We start from the raw sequence: 12274 nt of genomic DNA, 5'->3' as shown, positions 1-12274 counted from the left end.
AAAAAGGAGCCAGAATTCATGCTATTCGTACTGAAAAAATATATCGGTGGCCTGCTGCTGCCCCTGCCTCTACTCCTGATGGTGATTGGCGTGGCGATTTTATTGCTGTGGTTTACCCGCTGGCAAAAAACCGGAAAAGCGCTGCTCACAGCGGGTTGGCTGGTTTTATTCTTAATTAGTCTTCAGCCGGTTGCCGACCGCATGCTTAAGCCTATAGAAGATACTTATCCTACCTGGCGCGGCGGCGAGCGGGTGAATTACATCGTGGTGTTGGGAGGGGGATATACCTGGAACCCGAAATGGGCGCCCAGCTCAAATCTGATCAATAACAGCCTGCCGCGCGTAACCGAAGGCGTACGCCTCTGGCAGGCTAACCCCGGCGCAAAAATGATCTTTACCGGCGCTCCGGCGATGACCAACCCGGTGAGCACCGCAGAAGCAGGCGCTCGCGTTGCTGAAAGCCTCGGCGTGCCTCGTTCGGCGATAATCACGCTCGATACGCCAAAGGATACTGAAGAAGAAGCGGCGGCTGTGGCTAAGGAAATTGGCAAACAGCCGTTCCTGCTGGTGACCTCCGCCTCACATTTGCCGCGGGCGGTGATTTTCTTCCGGCATGCGGGGCTCAACCCCTTACCTGCACCGGCTAACCAGACGGCGATAGACTCCCCGCTGAATCCGTGGGAAAAAATCACGCCCTCGCCTTTATGGCTGATGCACAGCGATCGCGTTGCCTATGAAACCATGGGCCGCATATGGCAGTGGCTTAAAGGCTCGTCAGGCGATCCAGGGCAATAATCCCTTAGAAGCGGCGTCAAAGGCGGGTCGGTTTACGCGGCCCGTCTGTATCAGCTGATCTACCGCGTCCCACAGGACGTACAGCCAGCGCCGCCACAGGAAAGATTCCGCCACCGGCGCGCGCTGTAAATAGTGCCAGAAGAGGCTTTCCGCCTGCCCTTCCTCATACAAACGGAATATTTCGTATTCACGGGGTGCCCACAGCACCACCCCGGGGTTAACCATCGCCAGAAGCTGATCGCTGCGCCCGTCCTTAAGCATGCTGCGCAGGGTGAAATTACCGTGCACCAGCACGCAGTTGTCGTTAAATCCTTCAAACATGCGGGGCAGACACTCCCGTGAACGGAACAGAATGCGCCGATCCTGCATCGTCAGACCGGTATTTTTGAACTGATTGAGGGTAGTCCATAGCACTTCAATGCGCTGACGGTACCAGGAGGGCCAGATATTTTCCTGGGTGCTGTCCACACTGCCTACACAGCCCCTGCTGTCCACGCGATGCCATGCAAGCAGGCCTTCCACTATCTGGTCCTTCAACTGCTCCCAGCGCTCTGGCGTTCTGGCCGGTGCCTCAACGGAGACGCCTCGCAGGCGCTCCATCAGGATCACATCCGGTCCCGGATGGTCATCATGGGTGACGATGCCATACACCACCGGCAGACGAAGGGTGCCCGAGCGGGCGAGCATCGACATTTTCCATGCCTGCTGCGAGGCCACTCCCGGCGTAGTAAAGCTCTTGGCCAGCAAAGGCATGGCATGCCCGTGGCTGTCATACAGCGACCAGACCGCGGTATCCGTTCGTTCGCTGATACACTCAATGCGGCTTAGCTTTTCACCGAGCAGATGACTTAACTCCCTACGCAGCAACTCCATATCCCGTTACCCCTATGAACACTGGTACTTTTCATTCTGAGCGCGCTTTTACGAGATGTCATCCTCTGAGATCAATATGTCGACAGATAAAAAAAACCGGCGCGGTGGCCGGTTTGTTTGCAGCTGAAGGCGGAACTAGCGCATTGCGACGCGCACGCGCTCCAGATCTTCCGGGGTATCAACGCCAATGCTCGGGATCTCTTTGGCGACGGCAACGTGAATTTTCTCGCCGTTCCACAGCACGCGGAGCTGCTCTAGCATTTCGATTTGCTCAAGCTGGCTTGGCTCCCAGCTGATATAGCGACGAATAAAGCCTGCGCGGTAGCCATAGATACCAATGTGGCGCAGAAAGGTGTCACCAATCTGTTCGCGGGACTGGGCGAAGCGGTCGCGATCCCATGGGATGGTCGCACGGGAGAAGTAAAGCGCGTAACCCTGCGCGTCCATCACAACTTTTACGGCATTCGGATTAAAGGCTTCTTCAGCAGAATCGATCGGCACCGCAAGCGTTGCCATACCGGCCTGGCTGTTGGCCACGTTTTGCGCAACCTGGCGAATGATGACCGGTGGGATCATCGGCTCATCGCCCTGCACGTTGACGATAATGGTATCGTCGCTGAAAGCGCATTTTTCGATAACTTCAGCCAGGCGCTCGGTGCCGGAGTGATGATCTGCCCTTGTCATGCAGACTTCGCCCCCCGCCGCCTCAACCGCGCGGGCGACCTCTTCGTTATCCGTGGCAACGATAATACGTTCCGCGCCGGACTCACGGGCGCGCTCGAGCACGTGTACCACCATCGGTTTGCCATTAATGTCTTTCAACGGCTTGCCCGGCAGACGTGTGGACGCATAGCGGGCGGGAATAATAGCCACAAAACTCATGGATTAGTCTCGTCGAGGGTCAGGGTACGCGCCTCGGTTTCCAGCAGCACCGGAATGCCGTCGCGGAACGGGAAGGCCAGGCCATCAGGCTTACAGATAAGCTCCTGCTTTTCCTGATTATAATAGAGCTTGCCGTTACAAACCGGGCAGGCAATGATTTCAAGTAAACGGTGATCCATAGTTACTCCAGAATGGGCGCCATCAGTGGCGTCAGGATAGCATATCTGATGAATTTTTCGGGGTAATTTCCCAGCCGCTGCCCCATACGGCAGCAAGCGGGGCCGGGATATTCCCGAGCGTAATCCGTTCGGCACTTTGCCAGCAGGCAAATTCGCTCAGGGCATCGTGCAGACCATCGATCGTGTTGAGATGTAGTTTAACGCCTTCCTCAAGATACAGGCCGATCACCTCAAGCGTTCCCTCTTTACGATGCATTTTTGCGTCCATTCGGCCCACCAGCACGCCCTGATGCAGCAGGGGCAGCACGAAATAACCGTACCTGCGCTTTTCCGCCGGGGTATAGCATTCCAGCCGATAGGAGAAATTGAATAACGCTTCTGCACGTTTGCGGTCCCAGACGACAGGATCGAAAGGCGACAGCACGGCGCTGCGGGTCGCTTTAAGCTGGTTTTGTTCTGCGCGGGGCAGCAGCCCGGACAGTGAATGGTCAACATACATCTCGCCCAGCATTTCAACCTGAACCGGAAGGGCTTTGCCTTGTTCGACCCACCCGGCAACAAGCGACTTAATCGGAATATTTTTCAGCCGATAGTAATCGGCCAGCCATTCCGGGCGGAAAATACCCAGGCTGCGGGCGCTTTTTTCCAGCATCAGCCGCTCGGCGTCCTGCTGCTGAACCAAATGCAATTTGTCATCCCAGTCGGGCATCACGCGAGAAGTAAGATCGTAAACGCGCTGAAAGTTACGCCGCTCTCTTACCATCACCTTTCCTGAAGTAAACAAGCCTTCAAGATGTTTTTTGTGCGGCTTCCACTCCCACCAGCCGCCTGCCCCTTTACGCGGATGTTCAAAATCCACTGAACGTACGGGACCGTTGTCCTGAATATAGGCGAGCAGCTTTTCTATTTCTTCGGCGTTCTCCTGCATCCATTCAGCACGGTATTTCCAGCCCATTTTTTCGGGGTTGAGCATTCTGTGGCGCACCAGCGCAAAATCTTCTTTTGGCAGGAAGCAGGCCTCATGCGCCCAGTATTCTATAAGCTCACCGCGCCTTAATGCTTCATCAAGCCATGCCGGGGCATAATGCCCAAGACGGCTAAAGAGGACGAGATAGGGGCTGCGGGCGACAATATTAATCGTGTCGATTTGCAGCAGAGACATTCTGGAGATGGCCAGGAGAATATCGGATGGCCGGGCGCGGCGGCGGGGTTTCAGCAGCAGCCCCTGGGCTGCCAGATGAAGATTACGGGCGGAGCGTAAGGTCAGGTACGGTACGGACATAGCGTCTTCCTGTCATCAACAAAGCTGTTCATGACCGCGCTGAAACTTACTTAATCAGCGCGCTCACCGATTGCAGCAGCTGTTCTGCCTGGGGTTCCGACAGATGGGCATCAACCGGCAGATACCACCAGTTTTGGTGTCCGGCCGCAAATGCCCGACATTTCACCGCGTCTTTTTCTGTCATCAGCAGCGTCTGCCCATTTTGAACCAGCTTCGAGACGTCGGCTTCGTTCAGCGCCTGGTGATCGGCCAGGCTTACGGTGCGGACAGGCTCTAAACCACAGTGCCGTAGGGTAGTAAAGAAACGAGGCGGATGGCCGATGCCCGCCATAGCCACAACGTTATTCAAGCTCTGCACGGCCCGGCGCTCACCCGTTTCGAGATTAACCGCCTCACCGGGTTGCAAATGCATGGCTATCTCACCGCCGCGAGTATCGCCGCCGTTTACGATAACGGCGTCAACGGACTGTAAACGTCCGGCTCTTTCACGCATCGGGCCTGCGGGCAGCCACCAGCCGTTGCCGAACCGACGAACGCCATCCACGACGACAATTTCTTTATCGCGGGCTAAAGCGTAATGCTGAAGGCCGTCATCAGTAATAATTATCTGCGGGTGGGCATGCTGGATCAGCGCTTTAACCGCTGCGCTGCGATCGGGCGCAACGGCAACCGGCGCGCCGGTACGCTGATAAATCAGAACGGGTTCGTCACCGGCCTGAGCCGTTGTGCTCTGCTGAGTGAGCAGCAGCGGATAACTCTCCGCTTTGCCGCCGTATCCACGTGAGACAACGCCCACCCGAACACCACGGGCCTGCAGCTGCTCCACGAGCCAGATAACGACGGGCGTTTTGCCGTTGCCGCCTGCGGTAAGGTTGCCCACCACCACAACGGGCACCGGCGAGCGCCACGCCTTTCGTAATCCTAGTTTATAGCTAAGACGAATGGCACCGCTCACCAGGCCATAAAGCCAGGCGAGCGGTAATAACAGCAGATAGAGGGGAGATTTTCCCGACCAGATGCGTTCGATCATTCGCCGAACTGCATTTTGTGCAGTTGGGCGTACACGCCGCGATGGGCAATCAGCTCCGCGTGAGGACCACGCTCGACGATACGACCATCTTCCACTACAACGATTTCGTCGGCCTGTTCAATGGTGGACAGGCGGTGGGCAATAACCAGCGAAGTACGGTTCTTCTGCAGCTCATCTAACGCCGCCTGAATGGCGCGCTCAGATTCTGTATCCAGTGCAGAGGTCGCTTCATCCAGAATCAGAATTGGGCTGTCGCGCAGCAGCGCACGGGCAATCGCGATACGCTGACGCTGGCCGCCTGAAAGCAGCACGCCGTTCTCACCTATCACCGTATCCAGGCCTTTATCCATCTTCTCAATAAAGTCCATCGCGTAAGCCATACGTGCCGCTTTTTCGATATCTTCACGGCTGTACTGCTCGGTGCGGGCGTAAGCGATGTTGTTGGCGATGGTGTCGTTAAACAGGTGCACATTCTGAGAAACCAGCGCCACCTGATTACGCAGGGACGAAAGCGTATACTCGCGAATGTCCACGCCATCTATCTGAATGCTGCCTTGCTGAATATCGTAGAAACGAGTGATCAGGCTGGCGATAGTAGATTTACCGGAACCAGAGCGACCAACCAGGGCAACCATTTTACCAGCAGGGATCTCGAGGTTGATATTATGCAGCGCCGGGATCTCACGGCCTGGATAAGTAAAGGTCACGTCGCGGAAGGCCACATCGCCTTTCGCACGATCAATAGTACGTGTGCCTTCGTCTTTCTCCTGCTCTGAATCCAGAATAGAGAACAGCGTCTGACATGCCGCCATACCGCGCTGGAACTGCGCGTTGACGTTGGTCAGTGATTTCAGCGGACGCATCAGGGCAATCATGGAGGAGAAGACGACAGTAATGGTACCAGCGGTCAGCGTTTCCATTACGCTCGGGAAGCTCGCGGCATACAGCACAAAGGCCAGCGCCAGGGAGGCAATCAGCTGAATGATAGGGTCAGAAATTGACGAGGCGGACACCAGCTTCATGCCCTGGTGACGCATCCGGTTACTGACCTTATTGAAACGTTCGGTTTCAACTTCCTGACCACCAAAAATCAGAACTTCTTTATGTCCTTTCAGCATCTGCTCGGCGCTGGTAGTCACCTGCCCCATGGTGTTCTGCATGTTTTTGCTGATGTTACGGAAGCGTTTTGAGACGAAACGAATCGCAAATGAGACGACCGGCGCCAGCACAATCAAAATCAGCGACAGCTGCCAGCTGTACCAGAACATCAGCGCAAACAGGCCGATGATGGAGGCGCCTTCGCGTACAACGGTGATGAGCGCGCTGGAGGAGGAGGAAGCAACCTGCTCTGAGTCGTAAGTGATGCGGGACAGCAGCGTGCCCGTTGACTGTTGGTCAAAGAACGCGACGGGCATGCCCATCATATGGCTAAACAGGCGACGACGCATATTCATAACCACCTGACCAGAAACCCATGAAATACAGTAGCTTGAGATATAGCTGGTAATGCCGCGCATAACCATAAGCCCAATAACCACCAGCGGCATCCACAACAAAACTGACTTGTCCGCTTTCCCAAACCCCTCATCCAGCAGCGGTTTAAGCAGCGATAGCATAAAGGTATCGCTGGCTGCGTTGAGGATTAACGCAATCCCAGCCACGATCAGACCTGCTTTAAAAGGCGAAATCATCGGCCATAAACGGCGGAAGGTCTGCAATGTGGAGAGATCTTTATCGTTCTGCATTAAGTCGAACCAGCTTGTGATGAAATAGCCGCATATTCTACCTACTATCTCGGGTTACGCCAAACCACTGATGATACCAACGGGGCAATAATTGCTCTCTGAAGCCATTGATTTGCCATTTATCACTGTTTATTCGAATAGTGATCTGCCCGGAATGGGCTGTGTCATACCATCTGTAGCCCTGCTTTTGATACCGTGCGATAACTTTTACTGACGGTAAACGCCAGGCGTTATAGCGAGAAGCGGAGGCCAGCGCAGCCTGGCCCGATACCGCCCGTAGCAGCGGACCGCCTGATGACGTCCGGCTCCCGTGATGAGGAACCTGAATAATATCAGCCTTTAAAACCTGCCACCGCTCCTTGAGCATAGCCAATTCTGCCGGGGCTTCCACATCGCCCGTCAATAACATTCGGAAGCGACCGTCGCTGACCATCACCACACAGGAGCCGTTATTCCCTTTATATCCGTTTCCGGGCGGCGGCCAGTGCACGGTAAAGTTCAGACCCTGCCAGCGCCAGCGCTGTCCTCGAAAACAGGGGCGATGATTAGCCCACCCAAGCGAACTTCGAACCTCCAGCTTTGGCCACGTCTTTAGCAGACTGGGAAGCCCACCCCGATGATCAAGGTGCTCGTGGCTTAGTATTACGCCCTCGGGTGACAAGTTTTTCCATCGCAGCCAGGGAATAATTACCTGCTGCGCGCTGTCTCCACCGGGCCAGGCACCTCCGGTATCATAGAGCATCACTTTTCCATGGCGCACGACCGCTAAAGCAAGCCCGTGGCCAACGTCCAGCATAGTAACTTCCCACGAGGAGCGATCTTTTTTGGGCAGGACACCCGAGGCCAGTACCGCCAAATAACCTCCAAGAACCACAAGCGACAGCGGTGACGTTTTTAAGATTGCCAGGCGATAAACGACAATGGCTAACCACCCCGCAAGGCTCAGTATCAGAAAACGAGAATCCAGCTCCAGCCATTGACCAGGTAATCGCGCCAGAATGGAAAATAGCCATGCCAGCAAAGTATCAACGCTTCTCCACAGCGCTTCTTCAACCCAGGGAGTCCCCGTCAATACCAGACCTGCCAGCAGAAGAGGCACAACCAGCAGCGAAACATAAGGAACGGCAATTAAATTTGCCAGCAGCGCATTGACGCTGACGCCATGAAACATGAACAGCTGCACGGGCATTAGTAAAAGCGTGATGCCAATTTGCAGATGGAGGATGCCTGCGAGGTAACGAAAATACCCTTTCCAGGCTGCCATTCTCGGTGGCAGCGGTATCCACTGATACCAGAAAATCAGGCAGCCAACTGCCAGCACCGACAGCCAGAAACTGTCTGACAGAACCGTCAGCGGGTCAAAAAACAGGATGCCGCAGAAACAGCATAACCAGACCTCCCATGCTGACCACTGCCGTCCGTTCAGGCGCAGAAGCAGCCAGAGGGCCAGGCCCGTCAGCGCCCTCATGGCCGGAGGGTTACCCCCAGCAAGCCATGCATAGACTCCGGCGGTCACCAGGCTTGCCAGTAATGGTAAACGGAAACCAATTCGCCAGGCAGGAAAGCAAAGCTGGATGCAGCGGGCCAATAGCCACCCAGCTCCAGCAGCCAGCGAGATGTGCAGACCAGAAATAGCCATCAGGTGTGCAGTCCCGGTCTGCCGCAGGAGATCTTTCACTTCTGCACCGATCCCAGTCCGCTCCCCAAAGGCAAGCGCCAGAATAATGCCTTGCCACTCCAGCTGCTGTGTTGCCGCCGTCACGCGCATCATCCATTGCGCCCGGAGCGAGCATGTTTCGCTAAGCCTGGTTGCTTCTGTCATTCGGCCACGTAGGGGAAGATGCTGCGCCAGAGCGTAGCGCTGGCTATCAAATCCTCCTTCGTTGAGTCGCCCATGAACCGGGCGCAGCCGCAGTTTCATCAGCCACTTCTGGCCCGGGCAAACCGATGCCGGAAGGTACACGCCTTTTAAAGCCACGCCCACCGGCGGGAAAATAAGATGATTATCAACGCGGGTAATCTGCAGCTCATGGTTTTGAGCGCCGTCCGTACGCATAACGACGACCTGCGCGGCAACCGGCTTCTGGATCAGATTTTCAAACGGCTCGAGGCTTTCTCGCGCGGCAAGCAATCCCCAGCATAAAGACAGTGCAACGATGCCGAGGTAACGACACGTCAGATGTCTCGGAATGAGTAGACATAAACCTGCGGCCAGCAGTACAGCGATAACTTTAATCCCGGGAATAGCCGGTAGCCATAGCAACGGCATGATTCCTGCGATAATACTTATGCATAGCGCTGACAGATTTATCACTCTCGCCTCCTTTTTAATGGGAGTGTGCGGCGAAAGATTTCCAGCGTCGAAGGGTGAAAAAGGAAATTGCGCAGGGCTTTCAGAGAAAAATGAGGGGTGAATATTCGACACAAAGAGAATTGCGAGCAGTGCCGAATAACCCGAATTGCAGGCAAAAAAAACGGCACCCGAAGGTACCGTTTTTAACAGCTCAGTCCAGAGACTCAGTTGCCATAAATATTGGCGCGGTCACGTAGCTCTTTACCTGGTTTAAAGTGCGGAACGTATTTACCTTCCAGATCCACTTTATCGCCAGTTTTCGGGTTACGTCCGGTGCGTGGCGCGCGATAGTGTAAGGAGAAACTGCCGAAACCCCGGATTTCAATACGCTCGCCAAGGGCAAGCGTAGAGGCCATATGTTCCAACATCTCTTTAACTGCATCTTCCACGGCTTTAGCGGGAATATGAGATTGCTGGGTAGCAAGTCTTTCAATCAATTCTGACTTGGTCATGATTCCTCCGGTTTCCTTTCAGGAAAATTAGCTTACAGCTATCAATCGAACAAGGGCGGCCGTAGCCGCCCTGATTTAGCGCTCGGACGATTACTCGCCTTTAGCTGCTTTGAATGCTTCAGCCATTGCGTTAGAGAAGTTGCCTTCTTCCTGTTTGTTGTTAACAGTCGCAATTGCATCTTTCTCGTCAGCTTCGTCTTTCGCACGAACAGACAGGCTTACAACACGGTTTTTACGGTCAACGCCGGTGAATTTAGCTTCAACGTCGTCGCCTACGTTCAGAACCAGAGTTGCATCTTCAACGCGGTCACGGGACGCTTCAGAAGCACGCAGGTAGCCTTCTACGCCATCTGCTAATTCAACTGTAGCACCTTTCGCGTCAACTGCCGTTACTTTACCAGTAACGATAGTACCTTTCTTGTTCAGCGCAACGTAGTTGTTGAACGGATCTTCTGCGAGCTGTTTAACGCCCAGGGAGATACGTTCGCGCTCTGCGTCAACCTGCAGAACCACAGCTGCGATTTCGTCGCCTTTCTTGTATTCACGTACTGCTTCTTCGCCTGTAACGTTCCAGGAGATGTCAGACAGGTGAACCAGGCCGTCGATGCCGCCGTCCAGGCCGATGAAGATACCGAAGTCAGTGATAGACTTGATTTTACCTTCAACGCGGTCGCCCTTGTTGTGGGTCTCAGCAAACTGCTGCCATGGGTTGTTTTTGCACTGCTTCAGGCCCAGGGAGATACGACGACGTTCTTCGTCAATATCCAGAACCATCACTTCCACTACGTCACCAACGTTAACAACTTTGGATGGGTGGATGTTTTTGTTGGTCCAGTCCATTTCTGAAACGTGCACCAGGCCTTCAACGCCTTCTTCGATTTCAACGAAGCAGCCGTAGTCGGTCAGGTTGGTCACGCGGCCAGTCAGACGAGTACCTTCTGGGTAACGCTTAGCGATAGCGACCCATGGATCTTCGCCCAGCTGTTTCAGGCCCAGAGAAACACGAGTACGCTCGCGGTCGAACTTCAGCACTTTAACAGTGATTTCGTCGCCAACGTTCACGATTTCGCTTGGATGCTTAACGCGTTTCCATGCCATGTCAGTGATGTGCAGCAGGCCATCAACGCCGCCCAGATCAACGAATGCACCGTAGTCAGTAAGGTTCTTAACGATACCTTTAACTTCCATGCCTTCCTGCAGGTTTTCCAGCAGCTGATCGCGTTCTGCGCTGTTTTCAGATTCGATAACAGCACGGCGAGAAACAACAACGTTGTTACGTTTCTGGTCAAGCTTGATTACTTTGAACTCAAGCTCTTTGCCTTCGAGGTGCAGAGTGTCGCGAACCGGACGAACGTCAACCAGGGAACCTGGCAGGAACGCGCGAATACCGTTCAGCTCAACAGTGAAGCCACCTTTAACTTTACCGTTGATAACACCGACCACAGTTTCAGCTTCTTCGTAAGCTTTTTCCAGCGTGATCCAGGCTTCGTGACGCTTAGCTTTCTCACGGGACAGCAGAGTTTCGCCGAAGCCATCTTCAACTGCGTCCAGAGCAACATCAACTTCGTCGCCTACCTGGATTTCCAGTTCGCCAGCAGCGTTTTTGAATTGCTCAGCAGGGATCGCAGACTCAGATTTCAGACCGGCGTCAACCAGTACTACGTCTTTGTCGATAGCAACTACAACGCCACGAACGATGGAACCCGGACGGGTTTCGATTGTTAACAGGGATTCTTCAAAGAGTTGAGCGAAAGATTCAGTCATGTTGTTAATCTTCAAGGTTCTTTAGTTTAACGTCCATTTAGCGTCCCGCCGAATGGGGTTGTTTGACATACCCCGCCATTGGCTCCTTGCCGGCAGGGTTAGATTACAGGGGGCAAATTTTACCCGATCTGTAGGGTTATCGCCATGGCAATGTCATGACAATATTGACAAAATTCTTCTTTAATGGCCGCTTACGCTGCCAGCACTTCCCGTGCGTAGGCCAGTGCGCGTTCAATGACTTCGTCAATCGACATGCTGGTCGAATCCAGCACTAAGGCATCTGCTGCAGGCACCAACGGCGCTACGGACCGGTTACGATCGCGATCGTCGCGTTCTTTTATTTCGGCCAAAAGTCGCTCAAAGTTAACACTAAAGCCCTTTTCCTGCAACTGTAGCATACGTCTGTGTGCGCGTTCCTCGGAGGAAGCATCGAGGAAGATTTTTACAGGTGCATCCGGAAAAACCACGGTGCCCATATCTCGTCCGTCAGCGATCAGGCCCGGCGCTTCACGGAAAGCACGCTGGCGGCGCAATAGCGCTTCACGAACGCGAGGGAATGCCGCAACCTGAGAGGCAGCGTTCGCCACTTCCTGAGTACGAATTTCACCGCTGACATCTTCGCCTTCGAGTATCACTTCAAGTTCGCCGTTGCTGGCAACAAAACGCACGTCGAGGTGGGCGGCCAGGGGAACCAGCGCCTCCTCGGAAGCGACATCAACCTGATGATGTAACGCAGCCAGAGCAAGCACACGATATATTGCGCCGGAGTCAAGCAGATGCCATTGCAGCGCTTCCGCCATAGCCTTACACAGCGTGCCTTTACCTGCACCGCTAGGGCCATCAATGGTTATTACTGGAGCGGGTGCCGTCATCTATTTCTCCTTCTCGCAGAAATGCGGGCTTAATCTTAAACGCCGCG

11 protein-coding genes are annotated in these 12274 nt (G+C 54.4%); 1 reads left to right on the top strand and 10 read right to left on the bottom strand.

Annotation, left to right across the window (positions count from 1 at the left end; genetic code table 11):
- Nucleotides 1–18: 18 nt before the first annotated feature.
- A complete protein-coding gene (elyC, locus tag ACA108_07690) occupies nt 19–795 on the top strand; it encodes an envelope biogenesis factor ElyC (GenBank protein XEX97376.1) in 777 nt (258 codons plus the stop codon).
- Here the strand turns inward: elyC and ACA108_07685 are convergent.
- The 10 genes from ACA108_07685 to cmk all read right to left on the bottom strand — a co-directional run bounded on the left by ACA108_07685 (nt 775) and on the right by cmk (nt 12227).
- Nucleotides 775–1668, bottom strand: coding sequence for a YcbJ family phosphotransferase (locus ACA108_07685; protein XEX97375.1), 894 nt, complete (start codon nt 1666–1668; stop codon nt 775–777). The genes elyC and ACA108_07685 overlap by 21 nt on opposite strands.
- A 135-nt stretch (nt 1669–1803) precedes the next feature.
- A complete protein-coding gene (gene kdsB, locus ACA108_07680) occupies nt 1804–2550 on the bottom strand; it encodes a 3-deoxy-manno-octulosonate cytidylyltransferase (GenBank protein XEX97374.1) in 747 nt (248 codons plus the stop codon).
- Nucleotides 2547–2729 carry a protein YcaR gene (gene ycaR / locus ACA108_07675; protein XEX97373.1) on the bottom strand — a complete coding sequence of 61 codons (183 nt, stop codon included), beginning with the start codon at nt 2727–2729 and terminating at the stop codon, nt 2547–2549. Before ycaR ends, kdsB begins: the two co-directional genes overlap by 4 nt.
- A gap of 31 nt (nt 2730–2760) precedes the next feature.
- Nucleotides 2761–4011, bottom strand: a complete 1251-nt coding sequence (locus ACA108_07670; GenBank protein XEX97372.1) for a winged helix-turn-helix domain-containing protein — start codon at nt 4009–4011, stop codon at nt 2761–2763.
- Nucleotides 4012–4057: 46 nt separating this feature from the next.
- The gene (gene lpxK / locus ACA108_07665) at nt 4058–5041 is read right to left on the bottom strand and encodes a tetraacyldisaccharide 4'-kinase (GenBank protein ID XEX97371.1); all 984 of its coding nucleotides are present in this window, start codon (nt 5039–5041) and stop codon (nt 4058–4060) included.
- The gene (gene msbA, locus ACA108_07660) at nt 5038–6786 is read right to left on the bottom strand and encodes a lipid A ABC transporter ATP-binding protein/permease MsbA (GenBank protein XEX97370.1); all 1749 of its coding nucleotides are present in this window, start codon (nt 6784–6786) and stop codon (nt 5038–5040) included. The genes lpxK and msbA overlap by 4 nt, the downstream gene beginning before the upstream one ends.
- Before the next feature lie 37 nt (nt 6787–6823).
- Nucleotides 6824–9055 (bottom strand): ComEC family protein, encoded by a 2232-nt coding sequence (locus tag ACA108_07655; protein ID XEX97369.1) that lies wholly within the window; start codon nt 9053–9055, stop codon nt 6824–6826.
- A gap of 248 nt (nt 9056–9303) precedes the next feature.
- Nucleotides 9304–9591, bottom strand: a complete 288-nt coding sequence (gene ihfB / locus ACA108_07650; GenBank protein ID XEX97368.1) for an integration host factor subunit beta — start codon at nt 9589–9591, stop codon at nt 9304–9306.
- Nucleotides 9592–9681: 90 nt separating this feature from the next.
- A complete protein-coding gene (rpsA, locus tag ACA108_07645) occupies nt 9682–11355 on the bottom strand; it encodes a 30S ribosomal protein S1 (protein ID XEX97367.1) in 1674 nt (557 codons plus the stop codon).
- A gap of 191 nt (nt 11356–11546) precedes the next feature.
- On the bottom strand, nt 11547–12227 hold the full coding sequence (cmk, locus tag ACA108_07640; protein ID XEX97366.1) for a (d)CMP kinase: 681 nt from the start codon (nt 12225–12227) through the stop codon (nt 11547–11549).
- Nucleotides 12228–12274 lie beyond the last annotated feature (47 nt).

It is taken from the genome of Dryocola sp. LX212 (genome assembly GCA_041504365.1).
In the GTDB taxonomy this organism is placed as follows: Bacteria; Pseudomonadota; Gammaproteobacteria; order Enterobacterales; family Enterobacteriaceae; genus Dryocola.
Note: the sequence above shows the minus strand (reverse complement) of the source record. Positions and strands in the feature narration are given on the sequence as shown.

Excerpts from the sequence above, each read along its gene's own strand:
- elyC (XEX97376.1), top strand. The coding sequence starts at position 19 with ATGCTATTCGTACTGAAAAAATATATCGGTGGCCTGCTGCTGCCCCTG.
- ACA108_07685 (XEX97375.1), bottom strand. The coding sequence starts at position 1,668 with ATGGAGTTGCTGCGTAGGGAGTTAAGTCATCTGCTCGGTGAAAAGCTA.
- kdsB (XEX97374.1), bottom strand. The coding sequence starts at position 2,550 with ATGAGTTTTGTGGCTATTATTCCCGCCCGCTATGCGTCCACACGTCTG.
- ycaR (XEX97373.1), bottom strand. The coding sequence starts at position 2,729 with ATGGATCACCGTTTACTTGAAATCATTGCCTGCCCGGTTTGTAACGGC.
- ACA108_07670 (XEX97372.1), bottom strand. The coding sequence starts at position 4,011 with ATGTCCGTACCGTACCTGACCTTACGCTCCGCCCGTAATCTTCATCTG.
- lpxK (XEX97371.1), bottom strand. The coding sequence starts at position 5,041 with ATGATCGAACGCATCTGGTCGGGAAAATCTCCCCTCTATCTGCTGTTA.
- msbA (XEX97370.1), bottom strand. The coding sequence starts at position 6,786 with ATGCAGAACGATAAAGATCTCTCCACATTGCAGACCTTCCGCCGTTTA.
- ACA108_07655 (XEX97369.1), bottom strand. The coding sequence starts at position 9,055 with ATGCCGTTGCTATGGCTACCGGCTATTCCCGGGATTAAAGTTATCGCT.
- ihfB (XEX97368.1), bottom strand. The coding sequence starts at position 9,591 with ATGACCAAGTCAGAATTGATTGAAAGACTTGCTACCCAGCAATCTCAT.
- rpsA (XEX97367.1), bottom strand. The coding sequence starts at position 11,355 with ATGACTGAATCTTTCGCTCAACTCTTTGAAGAATCCCTGTTAACAATC.
- cmk (XEX97366.1), bottom strand. The coding sequence starts at position 12,227 with ATGACGGCACCCGCTCCAGTAATAACCATTGATGGCCCTAGCGGTGCA.